Raw genomic sequence first — 24,854 nt, forward strand, 5'->3', positions numbered from 1 at the left:
AACAAAGGCCATGAACAAAATCATCCGAAATATCGCTTTGGCAGCGCTGTTCATCGTTCCCCTGTGGACCGGCGGCTGCAACAAGGACAACGATTTCTACGAAGTGGGACGTCAGCCGGTGACGCTGACCCGCCCGCAGACCGACACGGTCATCGTCCTCAACCACGAACACGCCGATTCGCTTTACACCTTCGCGTGGAGTTCGCGCCGGCATTTCATCGACTACAAGCTGCGCTTCGGGCTGGACGAGCAGTTCACGACCTCCTGCGAACGGAACCCCGGCGTGAGTGACGCGTGGCGGCTGTCAACGCTGCAGCTCGACTCGGTGCTCAGTTCCATGAACGTGGCCGTCGGCGCGACGGTGAAACTCTACTGGACGGTCGAGGTGGTCGATCCCGAGGTCGGCTGGTGCGACGAGGTGCGGCGGCTGACCATCACGCGCTGCGAACTCCCGACCGGACTCATCCTGCTCCAAACTCCCGCAAGCGAGGCGAAGATCGTCCTCGACAAGAAGACCCCCGAAGCCGAGGTGGCCTTCGAATGGGAGTGTCCTTCGACCGTTCCCGACTACACGCTGCACATCGGCCTCGACGCCGGCCTTTCCGGCGACGAAACGATGGCTGTACCCTGCCAATCGGAAACCTCGCACGCCTTCACCATGCAGGAGCTGGACGACTGGCTGGCGGCGCAGGGCATCGAACGGAACACCGAGACCGCGATCTACTGGCGGGTGACGGGCACCGGCGACCTGAACAACCCGATCGAGAACAGCGCCGTGCGCAAGGCGACCGTCCGGCGCGTCACGAAAGACCCCGTGGAGCTGACGCTCACGAGCCCCGCGGCCGATGCCGAGTTGCTGCTCGACGCGGACAAGGCCGACGAAGCGGTGAAATTCGCATGGGCCTGCGACACGACGGGCATCACATACACCCTGCGGCTCCACGACGCCGAGTTCGACAAGAGCGCCACCTTCAACACGGGCGAAACGACCTCCTATGAGATTTCGCAGGGCGATCTCGACCTGCTGCTGGAACAGACTTTCGGCATGGTCGCCTCGCAGAAAAAGAAATTCACATGGAGCGTAACGCCGAGCGATGCGGAGTTCGCCGCAGCCGACGAAACCGAACGTATCGTCTGCATCCGACGCTTCGAGGCCGTGACCGCCGCCGATCCGATCACCCTCACCGCAGGTCCGGCCGACGGCGCGGACTACACCCTCGACTATGCCCATAGGGACGAAACGCTGAGCACGGCGGCATGGACCTGCAATGCCCGCGGAGTGACCTATGCACTCGAATACAGCCTCAACGCCGACATGAGCGCCTCGAAGACCCGGTCCCTGACGGCCGAGAAGTCCGCCGCGCTGACCCATTCGCTGCTCGACGACATGCTCTCCGAACTGGGAGGAGCCTACCTCACCCGCACGGTCTACTGGCGTGTGACTTCGACGGTCAGCATCAAGACCACGCCGTCCGAGACCCGGAGTCTCCGGCTGACGGGCATGCTGCGCCCCTACACCGACCTGCGCGACCCGGCCAATCCGGAGACCTACGCCGTGGTGAAAGTCGGCGAGGACATCTGGATGGCCGAGAATCTCCGGGCCCTGTCGTACAGCGACGGCACGGCATTCACCGCCGTCGACGTGATTTACGGAAACCCCGCGGCCAAGACCTTCACCAACGCCCTGATCGGCGATGAGAAGGTGCGCGGCGTCTATTATAGCTGGCCGACGGCCCTGCGGACCTACGACGAAGCTACCGAGGCCGAAGATACCCGCATGCAGGGTGTCTGCCCCGAGGGATGGCACGTCTCGACCATGCAGGAGTGGAAAGCCGTGCAGACCGCCGCGGATTACAGCGCCGCACGGGTCAAGTCGGCGCAGTACTGGACCGGCAGCACGGGCACGGACGACACGGGGCTGAACATCGTCCCGGCAGGCAAATTCTGGCACGGCAACGTCGCCGCCCCGGACAACGCCGACGACAAGGCCAGCTTCTGGACGACGACCAAGGCCAGCGCCACGACGGCCCAGATGTTCGAGGTGTTCGGCTGGAGCAACGAGATCGTTCCTTGGAATTTCAATGCGCGTCCGTGGAGCGAGGGCGACGGTACGGCTTCGATGCTGGTGAACGTGCGCTGTGTCCGCGACCGCGATTAAACAACAGAAGTCCGGGCGGAGCCGTTCCGCCCGGACTTTTACCCGTATCCGATGAAACATACACTATTTTTCATAGGGCTGTTTTTCGGCCTGCTCGCCGCCGCCGACTGCTGCGCACGACCCGTCGTCGGTTTTATCACCAACGGCGAGGGCTGCAACGTCGACTGGCGGAAGGAGCTGCCGGAATACGACGTGGCGGACGCCGGCGACAAGAATTTCCTGCTCTCGCAGCAGTCGTGGAACCTCGACGAACGGCTGCTGAACCGACGTCCGGACTTCTGCGTGATCTATTCGGGCCTGCCGGAAATCCTGCTCGGACAGCCCTTGCCGCGCACGCTGGAAGCATTCCGGGCGATCTGCGAACGGCTCGATGCCGCAGGAGCCAGACCCGTGATACTCCTGACGCTTCCGGCATCCGGGGAACATCCGTATTTGAACGGCTGCATCGCCCGGCTCAACGAATCGCTGAAAGCCTTCGCCGCAAGCCGGGATTATGTCTGCTTCGACCCCTCGGCGGGATTGGCCGACGGGCCTTATCTCTCCGCCGAATACACCGGCGACGGGCTGATGCTCAACGAGGTGGGCCGGGCCCGGTTCGCGGCCAATGTCCGGGATCTCCTCGGCGGGATGCTCCCGCCCGGAAAAAACCTCCCGGACGCCGTTTGCACGAATCTGGCCAGCGAAGTTATCCGGCGAATCCTCGCCGAATCGCCCGCAAAGGTGCGGATCGTCCTGCTCGGGGACTCGCTCACCGCCAACGGCAAAGACTGGAATCCCCGGCTCGGACGAACCGATGTCCGGAATGCCGGGCAGGGAGGCTACCTCACGGGGCAGATGCTGTGGATGCTGGACACCTGCGTGGTCGCCGCCCGTCCCGAAATCTGCTTCGTGCTGGCAGGCATCAACGACCTGTTCAACGGCATCCCGTCCGAAACCATTTTCACGAACCAGCAGCAGATCGTCACCCGCCTGATCGCGGGCGGCATCCGGCCCGTCGTCCAGTCGGTGCTCCTCGTCCACGACAATGCGGCGCTGAACGCCCGGATCGAAGCGCTGAACGCCCGGCTCCGGGAGTGGTGTGCGGCGAACGGGATCGACTGGCTGGACCTGAACCCGGGGCTCACGGACGCCGACGGCCTGAAACGCGAATACACCACCGACGGCACCCACCTCACGGAAAAGGGCTATGCGATCTGGTCCGGGCGGCTGCGGCATTACCTCGACAACCGAAACACGAACCTTTAAAAACCGAATGAACATGAAGAAACTGTTTTCCCTGCTGTGCGCCTTTTCACTGTCGGGCGCGGCTTTCGGAGCCGGCCCCGAGGCGAACATCGTACCCCGGCCCGTGTCGGTCGTCCCCGGCGAAGGAACCTTCACCATAACCGCCTCGACCGTAATCGGCACGGGTCGGGACACCCAATTGCGGCGCGTTGCCGAATTGTTTGCCGGAGTCGTCGAACCGGTGCTCGGAGGCCGCATGAAGAGTGCCGCCGAAGGTGCCGTCAGTCTGGCGACAGACGGTGCACTGGCTGCCGAAGAGTATGTGTTGGAAATCACGCCGTCGGGCGTCGCAATCCGCGGCGGCACGGCACAGGGCGTGTTCTACGGTCTGCAAAGCCTGCGCCAGCTCGTCGTGAACGGCTACGGCGTCCTGCCCGTCGTGACGGTGAAAGACCGTCCGTTCTTCGGACACCGCGGAGGCATGCTCGACTCCGGCCGCTACTTCTGGACCCCGGATCAGGTCAAAGAATTCATCGACATCCTCGCCCTGCACAAGATGAACCGGTTCCACTGGCACCTGACCGAGGATCAGGGCTGGCGCATCGAGATTAAAAAATATCCCGAACTGACGCGTATCGGGTCGGTGCGCCGGGAGACGCTCGTGGGCCACTACGCCAATTCGACCGAATACGACGGAACGCCCTATGGGGGATTCTACACGCAGAAAGAGATCCGCGAGATCGTGAAATACGCCGCCGACCGCTTCATCACGGTAATCCCCGAGATCGAACTGCCGGGGCATGCCATGGCGGCGCTGGCCTCCTATCCGTGGCTGGGCTGCCGGGGCGAGGGTTACGAGGTCCGCACACGCTGGGGCGTCAGCCCCGAAGTCTATTGCCCGGGCAAGGAGACGACGTTCGGATTCCTGCAAGATGTCTTCACGGAGGTGCTGGAGTTGTTCCCCTCGGAATATATCCACATCGGCGGCGACGAGTGTCCCAAAGATAGCTGGAAAACCTGCCCGATGTGCCAGAAGCGCATCAGGGACGAGGGACTGAAGGACGAATTCGAACTCCAGAGCTACACCGTGCGCCGCATGGAGAAGTGGCTCGCCGACCACGGCCGCAGGATCATCGGCTGGGATGAGATCCTCGAAGGCGGGGTTTCACCGACGGCGACCGTCATGTCGTGGCGCGGTTCGAAAGGCGGCATCGCCGCAGCCAAGGCCGGCAACCACGTCATCATGGCGCCCAACGACTTTTGTTACCTCGACTACTACCAGACGAACGACCCGATGAAGGAGCCGCTGGGCATCGGGGGATTCGTCCCGATGAGCAAGTCCTATGCGCTCGATCCCTACGACCGGCTCGCACCCGATGAACGTCCCTACATTCTCGGCGTGCAGGCGAACCTCTGGACGGAATATATCTTTACACCCACGCACCTGAAACACATGCTGCTGCCGCGTCTGGCCGCCATCGCCGAGGTGGGCTGGTCCTACGACCGCAAGGACTTCGCGGATTTCAAGCGCCGCATGAGCTCCTTCCGCAAGTGTTACGATGCCTCGGGCTACAACTACGCCACCTATTTCTTCGATGGCAGGGACGAATAGGAACGGCAAAACAAACCGGCAACAACCCATCCTTACAATCAAATGCGCCACACTTTGGCACTGTGCCATATGTATTAATAAGAAGAGATATAATCACAAGGGGTTGCCTTTCCAGAGGCAACCCCTTTTAAGCATAACCCATTCAATATTTCGAGAGCTACAGTACCGTCACATTTTCCGCCGGGGTGTACATGTCGGGCAGGTCGTTACAGAAGAAAGAATTCTCCTGATTGTACATCTTCACAAAATCGCGCTCCGAAGGATGTCCGGGGAATACTGAGAAATAGTGCGTCCCGCTTTCCATCGGGTCGTACTTGTTGCGCCACGTTACCACCATGCTCACACGGCGCCCCGTCAGCGGAGCATGAATGTTCGTGGTCCAGTAGTCGGTCGCCGAGAATCCTTCGACACCCGTCTCGGTTACGCCGCACGGTTTGAGTTTGGCCAGCGAAACTTTCGAAATAGCCTTCAGGTTCGTTACGAAAACCGCATTATTGATACCCTGATAGCAGTCCATACCCACGAAATCGACCCACTCGTCGCCCGGCCAACGGAAATAGAAGTCATCGACGGTCTTTGCGCTGTCCATCTGCGGGGAAATGGCGTAAATGAAATTATGCACGCCTTTCGTATCGCGCAGATACTTCACCGTGAACTTCCACAGGTTGATGAACTCTTCGGTCGTCGTGCATGACGCGCCCCACCAAGACCATGTCTGCGTATGTTCATGGAACGGGCGGAAAATCACGGGAATCAATTTACCGTCGCTGCCCCGCAGGTTATGTGCGATATCGGCCAGTCGGTCGAGCCACTCCTTAAAGGTCTTGTTCGTTGTACTGCCCTCCGTCAGAATTTCCGCAACCACCCGATTGCTGGAGTTGTCCCACGAATCACCGCCGGTAAGCGGATTATTGATGTGGATGCATGAAGTAAGCACCATGCCGCGGTCGTAAGCCTCCCGGCAGCAGCGTAACCGCAGCGCCTGAGCATCCGGGTCCGAAGCATAGCGATCGTCAATATGTTCAGCAAAATCCAAACTGTATACGGCGGGATAATCCCCGCAGACAGCCTTCGTATCCGAACCGCCTTCGGTGCCGTACCATGTACGCCCGTACATCAGGTCATCGTGGTGGCCGAACATGAAGCCTTTGCTCTGGATGGCCCACAGATTCGAATAGAGGGCTTTGGTCTCTTCGGTAGCATTCGGGTCGGACAACGTGAGGGTCACGGGATCATTCCCCTCCTCCTTCTTCGGCCCTTCATTGTCGTCGCTGCACGCCACGACGGAAAGCAGCAGCGAAAACAACAGCATAAATGGAATTCTTTTCATAGTTTCAGGTATTTGATTATTCGATATTCGTCAACAAGACAAAACTTTCGGCGGGAGCCGTCGTGCGGAAGCTCTTTCCTGCAATACCGCGTTCGCACGGTACGGGAAACCCGTTTCCGTCGCATGTCCGGCCGCTCTCCGTATAACGATACAACACGCCTCCGGCGAAATCTCCGGGCAAGGCGATCTCAAGGGTGCACGGCTCCTGTGAGAAATTGACCGCAGCAACGCTGTAAGTCCCGTTCTTGCGGGCGGCCGCCACGCGCAACCCTTCGTGCTGCGGAACCTTACAGGCAAGAATATCGCTTCCAGCAGGGAAATAGCGGCACATCAGCGACCATGTGTAATACCAAGGCCGCAGTTCCTCCTGCGAAGCGTCGCCGAAGACCTCCTCGCCGAGAATATTCCACATGCCCCATATCTTGACGTCTTCGGTGCGGCCCGAGTCCCCGTTCGAGTGCATGGCGTCGTCGAGCATCCATGCCGCCACCCCCGAAAGACCGGTGTTCATCACCTCCATCGCCAGCAGAGGCATATCCAGTCCGTAGAAATAGTCGTAACAGAGCATGTTGCAGTCCGAGCCCTTGGTAAAGGGATGCCCTTCGACGCGGCGATCGTACTCGGCTTTCAGCAGCGAATCCTCCGGTGCCGAATACTTGTATCCGGCTTCGCCGAGAATCAGTTTTTTCCCGACCGGAACCTCGGTACGGATGCGCCGCAGCTTTTCGGCATAAACGCCGCTGCGCACCTCGTGCTGCCCGGGATAGGCATGCACGTCGTAGATGCCGATCTGCGCATCGAGGTCCCGGGCGCTCCGGGCCACCCACCCCGCCGCATCGTACTTCGACGCCGGATTTTTATAATTCATCACCACATCAGGCGCCGCGAGCGACACCTTCTGCTTCAAGCCCGGATACCCGGCCATTTCGGCATCGAAACGCCGCGCCATCGAGCGCCACAGGTCGTAATCGCCGTTGGTCGAGGCCCAACTGCCGTCAGGCTCATTGAAGATGATGAAATAACGGATGCAGTCGAACCCAAGGTCGTTGACCAGAAAATTCAGGTAATCGACCGACATCTTCACCCATTGCTGCGAATCCTTCATCGCCCACGTCGGCGGATTGTACTCACCGTAAGCCACCGTAATGCCTCTGTCCTGACAGTATTGCAGCAGACGGCGGAGCGACGCGAGATTGCGCGTCCGGTCGTACCTGCCGGTCGCAATATCGTAATAGCGGTAGGGGCTGTTGATCATGCAGCGGACATAACCCGGACGCATGAAATCGAGGCGTTCGGAGAGTTTCGCCCAATCGGCGTCGCTCACCTCCGCACCCCAAGCTTCGGCCTCGTCGTAAGGGTCCCACTCGACGCCGTTGCCAACGTAATCCGAACTGATGACCCGGTCGGTCACTTCGATCCGGAGGGTCCGCTCCGCATCGCAGGCGGAAAACAGCGCGGCGGCGGCAAGCACAGGTATCAGAAATCTTTTCATAATCAGTCGTTTTGTTCGGTCAGTAAAATCATCGACTCTCCGGGCAGGTCATATTCGGCACCGGCCGCCAAGTCGATCCGCAGGTTCGTGGCGTCGGGCAGCAGCATGTGATCGCCCTCGGTGCGCATCAGCCCCTCGCCGTAGCGATAGCGGGCCACCCGCTCCAACCGGTTCCAGTCCGGACACTCGATCCGCACACGGCGCGGTTCTCCCGAAACGTTCACAACGGCGACAGTGTGCCTTCCGTCTTTCACGGCGGCAATCGCCTTCACTCCGGCGGCTCCCTGCACATCGACGGCAAAGAAATCGCTCCCCGGCCGCAGCGTGCGGCACAGCAGCGACCATGCATAGTACCACGGACGCACCCGTTCCTCGCCGGCACCGAAAATCTCGTCGCCGAAAATATTCCAGAAACCCCAGATCTTGAGTTTGTCGGGAGCCTCTTTGAAATGCATCGCATCGTCGAGCATCCATGCGATACAGCCCGAATAACCCGCCCCGATGGTCTGGAACAGCGCGTCGGCCATATCCGTACCGTACATATAGTCGTAGACGAACATCTGCGAATCGTCCATCGAGGCGTTCGGGTGGGCCGCGGCGCGCCGCAGGTTCTCGGCCTGCAGGAGCGAATCGGCCGGCTCGACGAACTTGAAGCCGATCTCCCCCATCACGATTTTCTTACCGGCAGGAACCTCCTTCCGGTAAGCCTGCAAAATACGGGCATACTCTCCCGAGTTGACCGTACATTTCGACGGGTAGGTATGAATGTCGTACAGACCGATGCCGTCGCCCAGCTCGTCGCGGCTGCGGCTCACCCACCACGCTTCCTCGGGTCCCCAGATAGCGGCGTCGGGACCGACCAGCTCCAATTTTCCGGCCAGCCCCCCGGCGTCGAGCCGCCCGCGGAAATAACTCACGGCTTTCGCCCACAGGTCGAAATCGCCGTCGGCCGCCGACCAGAAACCGTTGGGTTCGTTGACGAGATTGTAGTAGCGGATGCAGTCATAGCCCTTTTCTCCCACCAGCCAAGCGACATAGGCCGCGGCATGGTCCAGCAGCGGATAGTTGACCGTTCCGGTCCGGGCGTCCATGAGCGATCCGCCCCAGTCGCCGAACATCACCGTCACGCCGCGCGACTGGCAGTAGTCGAGAATGTGCGAGAGGTGTTCGAATCCGCGCATGGGGTCGAGCCGTCCGTTGCGCACGACCGAGGTCGTGTTGGTCATCACGCGGATAAAGGCCGGCCGCATGAAATCGAGGCGGGCGTAGAGCTTCTCCCAGTCGGAGTCGCTGATTTCGACACGTCCCTGTCCGTAATCGAGGGCATAAGGGTCCCATTGAACCCCGTTGCCGATATAATCCCGGCTGACAAGGCTGTCGGCATCGATACGCACCACGGCATCGCATTTCCCGGCGTTTCCTCCCACACAGGCATGCAACAGCACGGCGGCAAAGGCAAACAGCAGGCTTTTGAGCTTTTTCATGGCTTTCAGTTATAAATCCGCATGCAGGCGGCGGACCTGCATGCGGACGTTATCGGACTATTCACCGGCTTCCGCCTGCTTGTTGAAGAGCATCACATAATTGCGCGGCCCGACGGCGAAGCGGTCAAAGTCTGTCCATGGATAAGCCCCCTGCGTCGTCTGCCCGGGCAGCTCAAAATCAAAAGCGATTCCGGGAACGCTGAGCGTCGAGGAGCCATAGGTATAATCCCCCTCCCGCAGAAGTTTTGCCTTGATAGAGACGATTCCTGAAGAGAACACCACGGTTCCGGCTTCGGCATCATACACATAACTACTCTTGCCGTGGGGCAGCAGGCCGTAATATTTGGTCAGATCGAGAGCCCCCGTTCCCTCCTTGTTCTGGTCGGCTTTGAGGATATAGCTCCAATAGCCGCCGTCCTCGCCGGGCAGATATTCGCACTCGCCCGTCTCGCGTCCGGCATCATCCGTCCCCGTGACGGTCATCGTCAGGATATTGTCGGACTCCTTCCAGATCGAATCGTCCCACACCCAGCTCTTGTCGACCGGATTGACGAAAGCGGGATCTGCCGAACCGCCATACACCGTCAGACGACCGACCGTATAGGTTCCGGCGAGCGAAGTATCCTCCGGTTCGGGCTCCGGTTCGGGTTCGGGATCTACCTCTTCCTCGATCGTCTTCGACGCCTCGGGAACCACGAAGCCCTCGGGTTGTTTCACGATCTCAATGTAATATGTAACCGGATTGCGGGCAAAGACGCCGTAATCGTTGTAGGTATTGTTCCAGTCCTCCGTTCCCTTCAGGTTAAACTTGAAAGCCTCGGATTCGAGCGTCAGCGGAATCGGCGGTACATTGGGCATCTGGTAGGTACCCTTCGGCACGAGCGTACAGGAGGTCTTGTTCCCATCGGCATCGGTGAAAGAGATCGTCCCGTCGGTATAATTGCGCAGCCAAGTGCTTTCGCCCTTGGGGATCTGACGGTAGAACTGCGTCAGGTCCACCGGCTTCCCGGTGTCGGGATTCGACGCTCCGGCAAAGATGCAGTCCCAGTTCATGGCGTCCTCGCCGGCCCAGTTCATGCAGGTCCCGGTCGTATTGCCGTCAGCAAGAATCTCCCCCAGCGTGAACACCAGATAATTGTCCATTTCGGCGGCAGGCCCCCGGCCTTCGCTGTTCCAGCACCACGCCTTGTCGGTGGGTTTGTAGAGTTTCGTACAGTCGTAAGCGGCACCCGTACCCCCGTAGAGCCAGAGGTTGCTGATCGTATAGGTTCCGATCAGAGTTTCCGAGAACTCGGTCATCTCGAGCGTGTAGGTCCGCACCTCGCCGTTGGGCGAGGTTACGACGATCTGGGGGTCGGCCTGCGTGAAGTCGATCGTCCCACCCGATGCGACGTTCGCCGTCGCCTTGTAGGAGAGTGTCAGCATCTCGATCCGCACTTTCGACATATCCGCAATCATATCCGATGCCAACTGCAATTCGATAACACCCGTTTCGGAATCGGTCTCCGTGATGGTCGGCGTACCGGCCTGACCCTCGAACTTGACGTCGACGATCGACCGTTCGTGGTTCCAGCCGCCGTCGGCGACATCTTCCCACGGATCGTCCTTGCAGGATGCGAAGCAAAGCAGGACGAAAGCGCTCAGCAAATATTTCAGCTTGTTCATAATTCTGCGTTTTTCTTAAAGGTTAAAGATTCGGGTTCAGGTCGGACTCTACGGACGGAATCGGATAAAATACCATCTGATCGGCGCTCAATCCCTGCCCCTTAGCCTCGGCGATATCCGTGTGGAGGCGATTCCACCGGCGCAGGTCATAGCAGCGGTCGCCCTCGAACGCCATTTCGAAACGGCGCTCGTTCATCACCTTTTCGCGGAATGCCGCCTTATCCAGCCCCGGCTCCAGATCGCCCAGTCCGGCACGGTTCCGGATGAAGTTGACCAGTTCGTAAGCCTTGGTCGTCGGCCCGGCAGCCTCGGCATATACCAAAGCTACATCCGAATAGCGAAGCAGATAGGGACGTGTCGAGGTCTTGTCGCCCGAGAAATTCGGGTCGATGAACTTACGGCAGAACGGATAATTCAGTTTGCCGTCAGCAGTCGAAGCCACTACGTTGCCCGAAGCGTCGTACACCTCGTCGACGATCAACCAGTCGTGACGCCGGTCGCCCGTCTCGAAGGCACCGTAAAACGACAGAGAGGTACGATACTCTCCCCAACCGTCGTGCGTCTGAACCATCTCGTCGGAATCACCCTGCCGGAGATAAATCGTAGCTCCCGAAACATAAGGCAGGTACATCTTCGAAATTTTCGAATACTGCCCTTCGGACTCGCCCGTGCGGTCCATCGACATAATAAAAATGTGCTCGGGCCCGGCCGGCTTTTCTACGTCGTAGATGTCGAGCAGGTTCTCGTCGAAGCCAAAGACGGTCTGTTCGGGATTGTCGACCACCAGTCCGGCGTATTTCACCGCTTCGGCATAGTATTCGTCCACATCGTGCGACATGCCGCTGTATTGCGGCACACCGTGTTCCTTGGCCGATGCTATGTAGAGATAAGCCTTGGCCAACAGCCCGTAGGCCGCCGTACGGTCCGCACGGCCCGTTTCGGGCGCAGCGTAGAACGGCAGCAATCCGCCCGCCGTCTTCAGGTCTTCGAGAATGAGTTTCCACATCGCATCGAGTGATTCCGCTGCAGGAACAGCCGTATCCTCGAGCGTCTCGACGGGTGTCGTGTGGATAGGCACGCAGCCGAAATTACGCGCGAGGTTGAAATACGAATAGGCACGCATGAAGTAGGCTTCCCCGAGGAAACGGTTTTTGATGCCCTCGTCGATACTCATCCCCGGCACCTTTTTGATTACTGCATTGGCGCGGTTGATCGTGATGTAAGAGTATTTATAGAAGTTGCCCAGTGTGGTGTTGGTCCTGAAGTTATTGATCTTCCAACCGTCCAGTTCCTTGTTGGCGGCGGCCGCATCACCTTTGGGCTCCATGTCGTCGGTGTTCATGTCGCCCAGAAAGACGATCGAGCGCGAATATTCGATGTAATTGATCGCGTCGTAGATATAGTTCACGGCCGACTCGGCATCCGCTTCCGTCTTGTAGAAGTTGTCCTCGGAATAGAAGCCGTAGGGGTACTCGTCCAGATTACAGGCTGCAAGGAGTGAGATTCCTCCGAACGCAAGTATAAGATGTTTGATTTTCATGGTTGGCAATATTTAGAAGGTGAAGTCGGCTCCGAACGTCCATTTGCGCAGGCGCGGATAGCCGCCCGAATAGATACCCGTCATCCCTACCTCAGGGTCATACCCCTCGAAGCCGGTGAAGGTATAAAGATTATCGGCACTGATATAGAGACGGACCTTGCGGGCTGCATCCTTCTTTGAGAAGGGAATCGAATAACCCAGCGTCATGGTCTGGATGCGCACGAACGAACCGTCCTCGACCCACCAGTCGGAGAGCTTGGTCTGGCGGTTGGCATTCAGGCGCGGGTAGGCATTGGTCGGGTTGTCGGCCGTCCAGCGCATCGGCATATTGCTCGGCTGGTCGAAACGCTTGGTATTCAGCACGTCGTTGCCGAAGACGCCGTTGAAGAAGATGCTGAAATCGAAACGGCGCCACGAAACGTCGATGCCCAGCGAAGCCATCCAGTCGGGATTCGGGTCGCCGATGATGCACATGTCGTTTTCGTCTACGGTTTCCATTCCGTCCCCGTCGTAGATATCCACATACTTGAACTCGCCCGGCTGGGCATCGTCCCCCGAAAGGCCGGCGCTCAGACCGTCGGCCAGCGATTGCACAATACCATCAGTCTTGTATCCGTAAAAGACGTACATCGGCTGTCCCACGGCGAGAATATTGGTGTAAGCCCGGAACTGCTCGCTCTGATTACCGTAATATTCATACTGCATGCCGGTACGCAAGTCGGTCTTCAAGCCCGTCTGCACGGCGTTGCCGAGACTGAGCACCTTGTTGCGATTGCGCGAGAAGACGAAAGTTCCGCCCACACGCCAGTCGCGGTTCTGGAACGCTACGCCGTCGATCGTCAGCTCGATACCGCGGTTGCGGATCTCGCCGTCGTTGACCCACATCTTGTCGTAGCCCGACGAAGGCGCGATATTGCGCTCACGCAGCAGGTCCGAAGTGCGTTTGTCGTACCAGTCGAAGGTGACGTTCAGCCGGTTGCCGAAGAACGACATGTCCAATCCGAGGTCGACCTGCGCGGTGGTTTCCCATTTCAGCCCCTTGTTCGGGATACCGCTCCAAAGCGCATAGATACCGTCCTGTCCCGTATAACCCGACTGATAACCGGGACCGATGGCCGTCACCCATTTGCCACCGTTGAAATATTTGTGCTGTCCGTAGCGGCTCAGCGTCTGGTAGGCCGAGATACCCTGATTACCCGAAATACCGTAGGAGGCGCGGATTTTCAGCATATCGAAAACATTCAAATCCTTGATGAAACGCTCCTCATGCATTTTCCAACTGAAGGCTCCCGAGGGGAAGAAGGCCCATTTGTTATTGGAACCGAACTTCGACGAACCGTCGGCACGCGCAGTAAAGGTGAAAAGGAAACGGTTGTCGAACGTATAGTTGATGCGTGTAAGGGCCGACACCAACTCCGTCTTGTAGGAGCTGTTGCCGATTGAATAGGTTTCCGAATCACCTGCGGCGAGGTTCTCGTTACCCAGCGACTCGTTGATGAAACCCTTGGCGGCCAGCGACGAACTGCGCGACTGGTAATTCTCATACGAATAACCGCCCATAACCGTCAGACGGTGTTTCCCTCCGAAGGTCTTGTCAAACGTAGCATAAGCTTCGAAAACGATATTATCGTCCTTCCAGTTGTCGATCGAGCCGTAGCCGTCATTGAACACACCCGACTCAGAGTATTTCTTCGGGAAATATTTGTCGGTGATCTGCTCGCCGTGCTTGTAGTTGAACTGCGCCATGACATTCAAACAGGGGAGCACGTCCCAGTTCACCGAAGCGAACGAGATGATGTCGAGACCCTTCGAATCGTTCTTCTGCAGGTTGGTCAGGGCCAGCGGATGCGAATAGTCCTGAGCGCTGTAAAGCCAGTAGTCGCCCTCGTCGTCGTAAACCGGGAAGATCGGGTTGCGCCAGTAGGAAAGTCCGCCGTTGTTGTGGCGCTTGTTGCTGGTGATGTTGGCGCTGGCCTTCATGCGCAGGTTATCCAGCAGTTTGTGCTCGACCGAGAAATTGCCTCCGTATTTCCGGTAGGTGTCCTCAATATACATACCGTTGTCGAGGTAGTAGTTAGCGCTGGCTTGGAACATCGTGCGGTCGTTGCTGCTCTGCACCTGCACGGTGGTGTTGTTCGACACGGGCGTCGGACGGAACACCAGATCGTCCCAACGCGTGTTGGTCGTCCATGTCGTCTGCAACTCCTCGATCGAGGGATAATAGACGCCATTGGCATTGGTCGCACCGATGTAGGTCGGCGTTAGGCCAGCATTGATGCTGCTTTCGTTCGAGAGCATCGCCATCAGCACGGGATCGCGCCAGAGATTCAGCTCGGAACTGAATCCTGAAATAGTGGTCTGCTGACGCAGCGTGATGCGCGTCACATTCTCCTGCGCCTTGCGCGTGGTGATGAGAATCACACCGTTGGCTCCGCGCGAACCATAAATGGCTGATGCGGAAGCGTCCTTGAGCACCTCCATCGAAACGATGTCCTGCGGGTTGATCTGCTTCAGGTCACCGGCATCGCCCCAAGGGAATCCGTCGATGACCACCAGCGGGGCGTTCGAGCCGTTGAGCGACGAATTACCACGGATCCGGACCGTCGACGAAGCGCCGGGATCCTGCGAGGAGTTGACCACCTGCACGCCGGCCACGCGGCCTTGCAGAAGCCCGTCGATCGAGTTGGCAGGGATGTCGGTGAGCTTTTCGGCCTTGACCGAAGCCACGGAACCCGTCAGGTCGCTCTTTTTGACCTGTCCGTAACCCACGACCACCACTTCGTCCACAGCCGTAGCCTCCTCGATCAGCACGATATCGAAAGAGGTGCGGCCGCCTACCTCCACCGTCTGGGTTTTATAACCGATAAAATTGACGAAAAGACGGGCGTCCGAAGCCACCCCGGTCAATGAAAAGGCTCCGTCGGCCCCGGTTGTGGTTCCTTTCGTCGTACCGATGACAACGACCGATGCGCCTGTCACGGCTGCACCGTTCTGATCCACGACTTTACCCGTCACGGTCAGACTCCGTGATGCGGACTGGGCGCGGACACCTTCCGTTCCCCACAGGCAGGCTGCCAGCAGAGAAAGAACGATCAGGTAAAATTTCATTTTCATAGTTTTAGATTATGTAGTTATGATATGGTCCGTATGGTTTCTGGAAATGCTCCGGACACTGCAAAGTAACATATCGCAATGGAGGAAATATTTCAGAAATTCGCTGATTGATTATACTTTTATGAATCTTACGCCAAAACGAGCTATTCACAGCGACACTCCGTCGTCATATAATTTAATAATTCCTCCAACCGGCAGGTCGCAACACCTACATATTTGTCCGCGCCGCCATAATAGACATAGAGTACGCCGTCGACAACGACATTGCCGGCCGGGAATACGCAATGGCTGTAAAAGCCTTCGGTTTCATAAGGGAACTCGGGCTCGAGAATCGGTTCCGGGGTACGGGCCAACACTTTCAGCGGGTTCTCCCGGTCGAGCAGCAGCGCCCCGACACGATACTCGGCCGTACCGCCGTCGGCCACCCCGTGGTAGAGCGTCAGCCATCCGGCATCGGTCAGGATAGGGGGCGTACTGCCGCCGATCTTCTCCTCCCAAGTCCCTTCACGGCCGGCGATGAGCAGATGGCTGGGTTTATCCTCCCACGCAAGCAGATCATCGGAAAACTTCAGCCAGATCGAGGGATATTTCACGCCATAACGCTCTCCCACAAACTGTTTGGGCCGGTGCATCATGACAAACTTTCCGCCGACCTTCTCCGGAAAAAGAATCACGTCGCGGTCATCGAGCAGAGGCGACGTGAGACGTCCCAGTCGGCGAAAATTGCGAAAATCGGTCGTAACGGCAAGCCCCGTATTACCCAGATTCTTCGCAATAGCCGCAGGCGCATAGGCCCCGCATTCGGGTACGCGCACCACGTCGTGGGCGAACTTCCAGTACTGTCCGGGAGCATAAGCCCGGTAGGCATAGGTAATGTAGAATTCGTTGCCGAACTTCACGATGCGCGGATCCTCGACACATCCGCCGTCAAGGCCGTCGGCGCTGGGCCCGAAAACCGGCGAATCGCTGACACGGCGGAAGTCGAGACCGTTCTCGCTGACCGCCAGTCCTAAACGGATGACATGTTCCACATCATCGCCGGCCGCACGGTAGAGCATATAGAATTTACCGTCGTCATAAATAACCCCCGGATTGCAGGTTACGAGATTTTCCCAAGCATTGGCAGGATTGGGAGCGACAATCGGATTTTTTTCGTATTTCTTCAGTTTCATATCAACGGAATATTATAAGAATAAGCACACAAAGAACCAGCAGCACCCCACCCCATACGCGGTAGTTGCTCCACAAGGAGACCTCCGCCAGCGAACGGGTTTCAGCCCGGAAATCCGCTGCCGAAAAGGTCGTATCAATCAGTTTATCGGGGGGGGGTACGGGAGCCGTCCGGCTTACGACCCAGATCACCAACAGACTGAAGGCCAGCAGGAACGGGACAATCAACAGGAAATGCATCTCCCCGAATATCTCCGTGCGCCACAGGAGCATCGCCGCCGCGACGACCAGCCCGGCGATCAGTCCGGCAAAGGCTCCCCGCCCGTTGGCCCGGCGCGAGAACATGCCCATCAGAAAAGCCGCCACAACCGGAGGTGCAATATAGGAAAGCATCTCCTGATAATACTTCAAGAGCGATCCGAAACGGCCGATCTGGGGAGCCCAAAAGGCAGCAATCACGATGATAACCAGTGAAGCCAACTTTCCGACACGCACCAGTTTGCGTTCATCGGCCCGCTTGTCGATCTTGGCATAGAAGTCCATCGTGAAGAGTGTCGAGGTGGAGTTCAGGATGGCGCTCAGCGTCGAAGTCAGGGCTGCCAGCAGCGCCGAAAGCATGATACCCAGCAACCCCGTGGGCAGCAGGCGGAGTACCATCGTCGGGTAGATCATGTCGGGCTTCTCGATGCCCGGAAAGAGATGGCGGGCGATGACACCCGGGAATACGATAATGAAGAACGTGGCAAGCGTCAGCGCTCCGGCAAACATCACCCCTTTGCGTCCCTCGTCGACGCTCCGCGCGCTCAGCACGCGCTGTACGAGCGTCTGGTTGTTGGCCCAGAAATAGATACCCAGCACCGGCATACCGACAATCAGCCCGAGCCAAGGCGTGGCCGTATCGGTCAGCGGACGAATCAGCTTGACGCTCATATCGCCGCTTTCGAACAACGACGCGAGGTAGTCGAAACCGCCGTTGGCGAAACAGGCTCCTGTGAGGATAACCGACCCGACAATCAGGATTACGGCCTGAATCAGTTCGGCATTGATAGCCGACGAGAGTCCGCCCGGAATGGTGTACGAGGCTGCCAGCACTGCGAAAATGACAATAATAAGCTGCAGGTCCGCGGCAGGAAACAACAGTTTGATAATCAGCGCCGCGGCATACAGAGCGCCGGCGGCGTCAAGAAAGATGTTGCCCACGATACAGATTCCCGAGAAATAGTAACGCGAACGTTTGTCGAAGCGCCGTTCGAGAAATTCAGGGATCGTGAAGATGCCCGAACGAATGTAAAGCGGCAGCAGAAATGTGGCGAAAAAAACCATCACCACGACGCCCGTAAGATTGTAGTTAAACACGGCCACCCCGGTGTGGTAGGCGTCGCCCGACTGACCGATGAGCGTCGTACTGGAGATGCTCGCGGCGAACAATGACAGCCCCACGACCCACCAAGGCATCGTGCGTCCGGCCAGAAAATAGGACCCGGCGTCGGAACTTTTGCCGTTGCGCAGCCCCCACCATATTATAAATATAAGGTAAAGGGCGATGATAGCACAGTCGACAAAATTAATCGTAATCGAATTCATGCAAGTCGTTTTAGGATTTTTTTACTAATGCAAAGATATATACCTGAAAATTTACCTGATTGTATAAGTCGGCTAAACAAGTATACTTTTTTGAATTTTCCATAGAGCTTTCTGAATTATTCCTAATTTTGTATCGGACCTGAAACCACACCGCCCATGAAAGAGATACAACAAGAGATTACCCCGATCACGAATGAGGACCTTTTCATCATCCTCAACCATCCCAACGCGCATTTCGACTACCCGATCCACTGCCATCCGGAATACGAGATCAATCTGGTGATGCACACCCGCGGTTCGCGTATTGTGGGCGACTCCACCGAGGATTTCGGGCCTCTGGATCTGGTGATGACCGGTCCCTATGTACCCCATGTGTGGAAATCGCCCCTGAAAACCAACCACGTCATCACCATCCAGTTCTCGGGGAATCTGATCGACTTCCCGATCGTCAACAAACGTCTGTTTCTCCCCATCCGGCAACTGCTGCTCGACTCCCGGCAGGGACTCTCGTTCACGGGCCCCGAACAGTTGAGCATCCGGGACCGGATTCTTGAACTGACCCGCATGCAGGGGTTCCAGTCGGCGACCGCTTTTCTGAACATTCTCAACGCACTGGCCACGGCCAACCGCAAGGTGCTCATGAGCAATCTCTACGACTCGAAGAACATCGTCCACACCTCCAAATCGCGCCGCATCGCCAAAGTCTGCGACTACATCGAAAAAAACCTCTGCCAGAACATCCGGCTCACCGACGTAGCCGAATTGGTCAACATGTCGGAATCGGCCTTTTCGCACTTCTTCAAGAAGCGCACGAACATCTCCTACATCACTTTCGTCAACAACATGCGCATCTCCAAGGCCTGCCAGTTGCTTGCCAACACGACGCTCAGCGCTTCGGAAATCTGCTACGCCTGCGGCTTCAACAACAAATCGAATTTCATCCGCATCTTCACCAAAAAGAAGAACATGACCCCGATCGAATACCGCGAATACATCTCCCAAATGCTTATCAAATACTGACCTCCCCTACAAATCATGAAACACATCAAACCAATCCTCACCGCTATGTATCTCTGCACGGTCCTCGCCGCAGCCGCAGCTCCCGTCCGTCAACACCTGCACGACGACTGGCAGTTCCGTCAGGCGCGGCTCAACAACCGGTATCCCGCTTCGGTTCCCGGCACAATCCACACCGACCTGATGGCCAACCGGATCATCGAAGACCCCTATTTCCGCCTCAACGAGCGCGGAGTGCAATGGGTCGACAAGGAAGACTGGATTTATGAAACGCAGTTCGAAGTTGACGGCGACCTGCTCGCCCGCGAACGGATAGAACTGGTCTTCGAAGGGCTCGACACCTATGCCGATGTTTGTCTCAACGACGAAAAGATACTCACGACCGACAATATGTTTCGCCGCTGGCGCACGGAGGTCAAGCAATTACTCCATCCCGGCAAAAACACCCTGAAAGTCTATTTTCACTCTCCGATCAAAATCGACCTGCCCAAATACGACTCGTTGCCCTACCGTTACGAAGCCATCAACGACCAGTCGGCCAACGGCGGGCTCTTCGACAAACGCGTGAGCATCTTCGCCCGTAAGGCGGGTTACCACTACGGCTGGGACTGGGGTCCGCGCCTCGTGACCTCGGGCATCTGGCGCCCGGTCTATCTGGAGGGCTGGGACGGCGCCCGCATCAGCGATGTCTTCTACCGTCAGCAGGAGGTTACGGCCAAGCGTGCCCGGATCGATGTCGAGGTGGAAATCGCCGCCGCACGCGACCTGACGGAAGCCGTAGTCACCGTCACCGCCCCCGGTGAAGGTATCGAGGCTTCGGTCACGACACCACTCCGCACCGGAATCAACAAAGTCACCGTTCCGCTCGACATCGCCTCCCCGAAACTTTGGTGGACACACGAGCTGGGCGAACCCCATCTCTACGAATTTCGCGCTTCGTTCTCCGCAGCCGGTGCCGCCGACAGCCGGACCACCCGCATCGGACTGCGTTCGCTGCGCCTCGTGCGCGACAAGGTAGAGGACGGGACGACCTTCTATTTCGAACTCAACGGAGAACCCCTCTTCGCCAAAGGCGCCAACTATATCCCCTGCGACGTTTTCCTGCCGCGCGTCACGCGCGCCGTCTACGAAAAGACGATCGACGACGCCGCGGCCGTGAATATGAACATGCTGCGCGTCTGGGGCGGAGGTGTCTATGAAGACGATATTTTCTACGAACTCTGCGATGAAAGGGGTATTCTCGTATGGCAGGATTTCATGTTTGCATGCAGCATCTATCCCGCCGAGGGAGCATGGCTCGAAAACGTCCGGCTCGAAGCCGAAGACAACATCCGCCGTCTGCGCAACCACCCTTCGATCGCCGTATGGTGCGGCAACAACGAGTGCAACGACGCATGGTTCGGCTGGGGATGGAATACCCGATACGCCAAGCAGGGGCATCCGGAATATGACAGGATCATCGACACGCAGTTCAAACGCCAATACTACGAGGTGCTGCCCGAAGCAGTCGCCGCATTCTCACCCGGCACGCCCTATCATCCTTCGTCACCGTGGTCCTGCTACGAAGGTACGAGCGAAAACAACGAAGGCGATACGCATTTCTGGAACGTGTGGCACAGCCGCGCACCGATTGCCGACTACAACACCACGCGCAGCCGCTTCTTCAGCGAATACGGCTTCCAGTCGTTCCCCGAGTACGCTTCCGTCCTGCGTTTCGCCCCCGAAGAGCGCGACTGGGATATCGAATCGGAGGTGATGATGGCCCACCAGCGCGGCGGCAGCTTCGCCAACATGCGTATTCGCCAGTACCTCGAAGACGAATACTGGCCCGCGCGCGATTTCCGCACGTTCCTCTACATGAGCCATGTCCTGCAGGGCGACGCCATCAAGACCGCCATCGAAGCGCACCGGCGCGACAAACCCTACTGCTGGGGATCGCTCTTCTGGCAGCACAACGACTGCTGGCCCGTGGCTTCGTGGGCCAGCCGCGACTGGTACGGCCGCTGGAAGGCACAACATTATTTCGCCCGCCCCGCCTTCGACGACATCCTCGTATCGCCCCTTGCCGGGGAAAACACGCTGAACGTCCGCCTTGTGTCCGACCGCCGCAAAACGGTCCGGGGAAAACTCCGGATAACGGTCATGAACATGGACGGTGCCGTCCTCTCGAAAAGCACCCGCAGCGTAACCGTCGCACCCAATGCCAGCCGGAACGTCTATTCGGCCGACATTTCCGGACTGTTGCGCGGTTGCGCCCGCAATCGGGCGATCGTCGTCACGGAATTCACGGCCGACGATCGCCGCTACGCCAACATCGGATATTTCGTCCCTCAAAAAGAGCTTGCGCTGCCCGAAGCCAACATCCGCTGGAGTGCCGAACCGACGACGGACGGTTACGCAATTACGCTCGCGAGCGACCGGTTCGTTCGCGCCGCATGGCTGTCGCTCGACGGCAACGAACATTTCGAGGATAATTATTTCGACCTCATACCGGGCGTCAGCAGAACGGTACGGGTCGCAACGGCGCTGTCCCGGTCCGAATTCGACCGCATGTTACAAATCCTACACCTGCAGCAAACCCGATAAAATTACCCACTATGAAATACATACTGCGCCTTTTGCTGGCCGTCGGCCTGTGCTTTGCCTGCAGCGGCCTGTTCGCCCAGAAATTTCCCAACTATCCCGTCCCCCAACAACCCGATACGCTGCGGATTCTCGGCATCGGCAACAGCTTCACCGACGACGGCATGATGTACCTGCCCCAGTTGCTGGAGGCTGCCGGCATCCGGAATGTCGTGCTGGGACGTCTCTATATCGGAGGATGTTCGCTCGAACGCCATTGTCGGGAATATATCGGCAGCACCCCTGCGTATATCTATTACAAGTCGGCTTCAAACCGTTGGGAGACCATCTCGAAGAAAGCGACCTTGCTGGATGGACTCACCGACGAACGATGGGACGTTGTGGTACTGCAACAGGCGTCGGGCAAGTCGGGCATGTATTCAACCTATCAGCCTTGGTTCAACCGGCTGGCTGAGATTGTACGATGGTACTGCCCTAATGCCGGAGCCTGCATCGCATGGCAACAAACATGGGCCTATGCCCGCAATTCACAACACAAGGATTTCGGACGATACGAGAAGAGCCAGCAACTGATGTACCGAGGAATCGTAGCGTCGGTCGAACAGCTTATGCGGGAGACCTCCGTCGAAGTGGTCGTCCCGTCGGGTACGGCGATTCAGGACTTGCGCAATACGGCGTTGTGCGACTCACTGGACCTGACGCGCGACGGATACCACCTGAATCCGAAGGCGGGGCGTTATACGGCGGCCTGCGCATGGTTCCAGACGCTTGTGGCACCGGCCTTCGGAACGACCGTAGCAGGAAACGGCTGCCGGCTGGCAGGAACCCCTTACGAACTGACCCCACAAGAGACTGAGGCCTGTCAGGAGGCAGCCCGCAGAGCCTGTATCCGGCGATTTTCCGTTTGGACGGAACCTGTCGCCAGCGAGAGTGAAACGGACGTCCGGTAAATTCCCAAATTCAGGATCTTATGAAACGATTGTTGCTCACCCTGATTGCTTTGCTTGTCAGCACTGCAGACAGTTTCGCACAGAAGATAACTTACCACACAGAAACGGCGGTAGCATATCGTGCTACCGCCGGCAATCGCATGATCGACTCAATGTGTCGTCTGGACCTCTCCTATCCGGCGGACAAGCCCGGCTTCACGACAGTCATCTGGTTTCACGGAGGAGGTCTTTCGGGCGGACACCGGGAAATTCCACAGGCACTTCGGGAACAGGGATTTGCAGTAGTTGGAGCGGGCTACCGTCTTACGCCGCATGTAAAGGTCGCGGACTGCGTCGACGATGCGGCAGCGGCTACCGCTTGGGTTGTACGAAACATTGTCTCTTATGGAGGCAACCCGAAACGAATCATCGTAGCCGGACACTCTGCAGGCGGTTATCTGTCCTCTATGATCGGATTGGACAAACGGTGGCTGAAGCCTTACGGTATTGATCCGGACACGACATTCATGGCGCTGATTCCCTACAGCGGTCAGGTGGTAACGCATTTCGCCCGTCGCCGGGAACTGGGACTCCCCGATACACAGCCGCTGGTAGACGATATGGCGCCTCTGAATCACGTCCGGAAAGATTGTGCGCCAATGCTGATCCTCTCAGGAGACCGCGAACTGGAAATGCTGGGCCGTTACGAGGAGACAGCTTATTTCTGGCGGATGATGCAGGTTGTCGGGCATCCCGATGTGCAAATAATGGAATTCGACGGCTTTAATCATGGCAATATGCCGCAAGCAGGCCATTATGTAACAATTCGCTATATCCACGAACTGGAAAAATCACTTGAAAACGAATTGCCATAATATACTGTAACTATTCAAATCTACAAGACGTCTTTATCTGTACATTGCTTTAGGGGGGGGGTAGACCGGATGGCTACCGGTCGTGAGCTTTGTGGACAGACAACACGCTGTAATAGTTCTCTTCCGGGACTTCGTTTATCCCGGATTCCGGATAGAGGGTGATCCCTCCGATACGGATGTAGGGGATTATTCCTTTATCCCGGTAATTCTGCAAGGTCCGACGGCTGATGTGCAGATGTGTCTGCATTTGCTCGGTCGTCAGATACCGCCCCTCCGTCAATGCCGGTTTGACGAGGAACGGAATCCGAAGGAGTTTTACGAACGTTTGGGAATCAATATAGAACCGGGCCAAAAACAGGGCATAAAACTCCATTAACGATCTTTACTGTCCATCTTCTCGATAAAGTCAGGATAGAATGCCCGTCCGATCGGCAGCGTCGTATCGGAGCCGCAGAGCGTGAGGTTCGTGCGGGTATAGGTGGCGACGCGATGCAGAGGGACGATGAACGATTTATGGATGCGCACGAATGTCGCGGGCAGCAGTTCCGCAAGGCTTTTCAGGCTCATTTGCGAAAGTGCCGGACGTGCTCCGTACAGATGTATGCGGACATAGTTGTCCATCGCCTCGATGTAGACGATCTCCCGAAGCGGAATCTTCACGTTTTTGTATTCGATCTTGACTGTAATCGCCTCTTCCTCCCGCACAGGCTGCCGTGCGAGTTCCCGAAGCGTCTGTAACTGCCGGGCCTTTTCGACTGCGCGGCAGAAGCGCGGATAGGAAAAGGGCTTGTGCAGGAAATCCGCCGCGTCGAGGTCGAACCCGTCCACGGCATATTGCGCATAGGCTGTCGTGAAGACCAGAAAAGTTCCTTTCGGAATTTCACGGGCCAGCTCCACGCCGCTGATCTCACCCATTCGGATGTCCAGAAACAGCAGGTCGGGCGCGGCGCGCAGCACCTCGTGCATTCCGACGACGGGATCGGAATAGGTTTTCAATTCCATACCGCCCATCCGTTCGCAGTAACGGGCAAGGACACTCAATGCGACGGGTTCGTCGTCTATGGCGATGCAGTTCAT

At 57.7% G+C, this 24,854-nt stretch carries 17 protein-coding genes; 7 read left to right on the plus strand and 10 right to left on the minus strand.

What is annotated here, in order from left to right:
• Nucleotides 1–10: 10 nt before the first annotated feature.
• The 3 genes from BN5935_RS03050 to BN5935_RS03060 are packed head-to-tail and all read left to right on the plus strand — an operon-like array spanning nucleotide 11 to nucleotide 4,994.
• On the plus strand, nucleotides 11–2,158 hold the full coding sequence (locus tag BN5935_RS03050) for a SusE domain-containing protein (protein ID WP_064974798.1): 2,148 nt from the start codon (nucleotides 11–13) through the stop codon (nucleotides 2,156–2,158).
• A 51-nt stretch (nucleotides 2,159–2,209) separates the two neighbouring features.
• Nucleotides 2,210–3,403 carry an SGNH/GDSL hydrolase family protein gene (locus BN5935_RS03055; RefSeq protein WP_064974799.1) on the plus strand — a complete coding sequence of 398 codons (1,194 nt, stop codon included), beginning with the start codon at nucleotides 2,210–2,212 and terminating at the stop codon, nucleotides 3,401–3,403.
• A gap of 13 nt (nucleotides 3,404–3,416) precedes the next feature.
• The gene (locus BN5935_RS03060) at nucleotides 3,417–4,994 is read left to right on the plus strand and encodes a beta-N-acetylhexosaminidase (RefSeq protein ID WP_064976812.1); all 1,578 of its coding nucleotides are present in this window, start codon (nucleotides 3,417–3,419) and stop codon (nucleotides 4,992–4,994) included.
• A 157-nt stretch (nucleotides 4,995–5,151) separates the two neighbouring features.
• Here the strand turns inward: BN5935_RS03060 and BN5935_RS03065 are convergent, their stop codons facing one another.
• The 8 genes from BN5935_RS03065 to BN5935_RS03100 form a co-directional block, all read right to left on the minus strand.
• Nucleotides 5,152–6,324 (minus strand): glycoside hydrolase family 26 protein, encoded by a 1,173-nt coding sequence (locus BN5935_RS03065; protein ID WP_204244882.1) that lies wholly within the window; start codon nucleotides 6,322–6,324, stop codon nucleotides 5,152–5,154.
• 16 nt (nucleotides 6,325–6,340) lie between these two features.
• Nucleotides 6,341–7,816: a hypothetical protein gene (locus BN5935_RS03070; RefSeq protein WP_064974801.1), complete on the minus strand. Its 1,476-nt coding sequence runs from the start codon at nucleotides 7,814–7,816 to the stop codon at nucleotides 6,341–6,343.
• Nucleotides 7,817–7,818: 2 nt separating this feature from the next.
• On the minus strand, nucleotides 7,819–9,300 hold the full coding sequence (locus tag BN5935_RS03075) for a hypothetical protein (RefSeq protein ID WP_064974802.1): 1,482 nt from the start codon (nucleotides 9,298–9,300) through the stop codon (nucleotides 7,819–7,821).
• Nucleotides 9,301–9,357: 57 nt separating this feature from the next.
• Nucleotides 9,358–10,965, minus strand: a complete 1,608-nt coding sequence (locus BN5935_RS03080; RefSeq protein WP_064974803.1) for a hypothetical protein — start codon at nucleotides 10,963–10,965, stop codon at nucleotides 9,358–9,360.
• Nucleotides 10,966–10,987: 22 nt separating this feature from the next.
• Entirely contained in the window at nucleotides 10,988–12,505 is a 1,518-nt protein-coding gene (locus BN5935_RS03085; RefSeq protein WP_064974804.1) for a RagB/SusD family nutrient uptake outer membrane protein, read from the minus strand.
• Between the two features lie 12 nt (nucleotides 12,506–12,517).
• Nucleotides 12,518–15,619: a SusC/RagA family TonB-linked outer membrane protein gene (locus BN5935_RS03090; RefSeq protein ID WP_064974805.1), complete on the minus strand. Its 3,102-nt coding sequence runs from the start codon at nucleotides 15,617–15,619 to the stop codon at nucleotides 12,518–12,520.
• A 143-nt stretch (nucleotides 15,620–15,762) separates the two neighbouring features.
• Nucleotides 15,763–16,791, minus strand: coding sequence for a glycoside hydrolase family 130 protein (locus BN5935_RS03095; protein WP_064974806.1), 1,029 nt, complete (start codon nucleotides 16,789–16,791; stop codon nucleotides 15,763–15,765).
• Between the two features lies 1 nt (nucleotide 16,792).
• On the minus strand, nucleotides 16,793–18,373 hold the full coding sequence (locus tag BN5935_RS03100) for a sodium:solute symporter (protein WP_064974807.1): 1,581 nt from the start codon (nucleotides 18,371–18,373) through the stop codon (nucleotides 16,793–16,795).
• A gap of 156 nt (nucleotides 18,374–18,529) precedes the next feature.
• Here BN5935_RS03100 and BN5935_RS03105 point away from each other — a divergent pair, with 156 nt between their 5' ends.
• Genes BN5935_RS03105 through BN5935_RS03120 form a run of 4 tightly spaced genes read left to right on the plus strand, consistent with a single transcriptional unit; the run spans nucleotide 18,530 to nucleotide 23,777 of the window.
• On the plus strand, nucleotides 18,530–19,393 hold the full coding sequence (locus BN5935_RS03105; protein ID WP_064974808.1) for an AraC family transcriptional regulator: 864 nt from the start codon (nucleotides 18,530–18,532) through the stop codon (nucleotides 19,391–19,393).
• Nucleotides 19,394–19,408: 15 nt separating this feature from the next.
• Entirely contained in the window at nucleotides 19,409–21,976 is a 2,568-nt protein-coding gene (locus BN5935_RS03110) for a beta-mannosidase (RefSeq protein ID WP_064974809.1), read from the plus strand.
• 11 nt (nucleotides 21,977–21,987) lie between these two features.
• Nucleotides 21,988–22,923 carry a DUF4886 domain-containing protein gene (locus tag BN5935_RS03115; RefSeq protein WP_064974810.1) on the plus strand — a complete coding sequence of 312 codons (936 nt, stop codon included), beginning with the start codon at nucleotides 21,988–21,990 and terminating at the stop codon, nucleotides 22,921–22,923.
• Between the two features lie 20 nt (nucleotides 22,924–22,943).
• The gene (locus BN5935_RS03120; RefSeq protein WP_064974811.1) at nucleotides 22,944–23,777 is read left to right on the plus strand and encodes an alpha/beta hydrolase; all 834 of its coding nucleotides are present in this window, start codon (nucleotides 22,944–22,946) and stop codon (nucleotides 23,775–23,777) included.
• Nucleotides 23,778–23,850: 73 nt separating this feature from the next.
• Here BN5935_RS03120 and BN5935_RS15635 read toward each other — a convergent pair whose 3' ends face one another.
• Complete coding sequence (locus BN5935_RS15635; RefSeq protein WP_082944005.1) at nucleotides 23,851–24,150, minus strand: helix-turn-helix domain-containing protein; 300 nt, start codon at nucleotides 24,148–24,150, stop codon at nucleotides 23,851–23,853.
• On the minus strand, nucleotides 24,150–24,854 hold the full coding sequence (locus BN5935_RS03130; RefSeq protein ID WP_064974812.1) for a LytR/AlgR family response regulator transcription factor: 705 nt from the start codon (nucleotides 24,852–24,854) through the stop codon (nucleotides 24,150–24,152). The genes BN5935_RS15635 and BN5935_RS03130 overlap by 1 nt, the downstream gene beginning before the upstream one ends.

This window comes from Alistipes provencensis, assembly GCF_900083545.1.
GTDB classification, from domain to species: domain Bacteria; phylum Bacteroidota; class Bacteroidia; order Bacteroidales; family Rikenellaceae; genus Alistipes; species Alistipes provencensis.

Coding starts and splice junctions, on each gene's coding strand:
- BN5935_RS03070 (WP_064974801.1), bottom strand. CDS start 7,816: ATGAAAAGATTTCTGATACCTGTGCTTGCCGCCGCCGCGCTGTTTTCC.
- BN5935_RS03050 (WP_064974798.1), top strand. CDS start 11: ATGAACAAAATCATCCGAAATATCGCTTTGGCAGCGCTGTTCATCGTT.
- BN5935_RS15635 (WP_082944005.1), bottom strand. CDS start 24,150: ATGGAGTTTTATGCCCTGTTTTTGGCCCGGTTCTATATTGATTCCCAA.
- BN5935_RS03080 (WP_064974803.1), bottom strand. CDS start 10,965: ATGAACAAGCTGAAATATTTGCTGAGCGCTTTCGTCCTGCTTTGCTTC.
- BN5935_RS03060 (WP_064976812.1), top strand. CDS start 3,417: ATGAAGAAACTGTTTTCCCTGCTGTGCGCCTTTTCACTGTCGGGCGCG.
- BN5935_RS03065 (WP_204244882.1), bottom strand. CDS start 6,324: ATGAAAAGAATTCCATTTATGCTGTTGTTTTCGCTGCTGCTTTCCGTC.
- BN5935_RS03100 (WP_064974807.1), bottom strand. CDS start 18,373: ATGAATTCGATTACGATTAATTTTGTCGACTGTGCTATCATCGCCCTT.
- BN5935_RS03115 (WP_064974810.1), top strand. CDS start 21,988: ATGAAATACATACTGCGCCTTTTGCTGGCCGTCGGCCTGTGCTTTGCC.
- BN5935_RS03130 (WP_064974812.1), bottom strand. CDS start 24,854: ATGAACTGCATCGCCATAGACGACGAACCCGTCGCATTGAGTGTCCTT.
- BN5935_RS03105 (WP_064974808.1), top strand. CDS start 18,530: ATGAAAGAGATACAACAAGAGATTACCCCGATCACGAATGAGGACCTT.
- BN5935_RS03090 (WP_064974805.1), bottom strand. CDS start 15,619: ATGAAAATGAAATTTTACCTGATCGTTCTTTCTCTGCTGGCAGCCTGC.
- BN5935_RS03110 (WP_064974809.1), top strand. CDS start 19,409: ATGAAACACATCAAACCAATCCTCACCGCTATGTATCTCTGCACGGTC.
- BN5935_RS03120 (WP_064974811.1), top strand. CDS start 22,944: ATGAAACGATTGTTGCTCACCCTGATTGCTTTGCTTGTCAGCACTGCA.
- BN5935_RS03095 (WP_064974806.1), bottom strand. CDS start 16,791: ATGAAACTGAAGAAATACGAAAAAAATCCGATTGTCGCTCCCAATCCT.
- BN5935_RS03055 (WP_064974799.1), top strand. CDS start 2,210: ATGAAACATACACTATTTTTCATAGGGCTGTTTTTCGGCCTGCTCGCC.
- BN5935_RS03085 (WP_064974804.1), bottom strand. CDS start 12,505: ATGAAAATCAAACATCTTATACTTGCGTTCGGAGGAATCTCACTCCTT.
- BN5935_RS03075 (WP_064974802.1), bottom strand. CDS start 9,300: ATGAAAAAGCTCAAAAGCCTGCTGTTTGCCTTTGCCGCCGTGCTGTTG.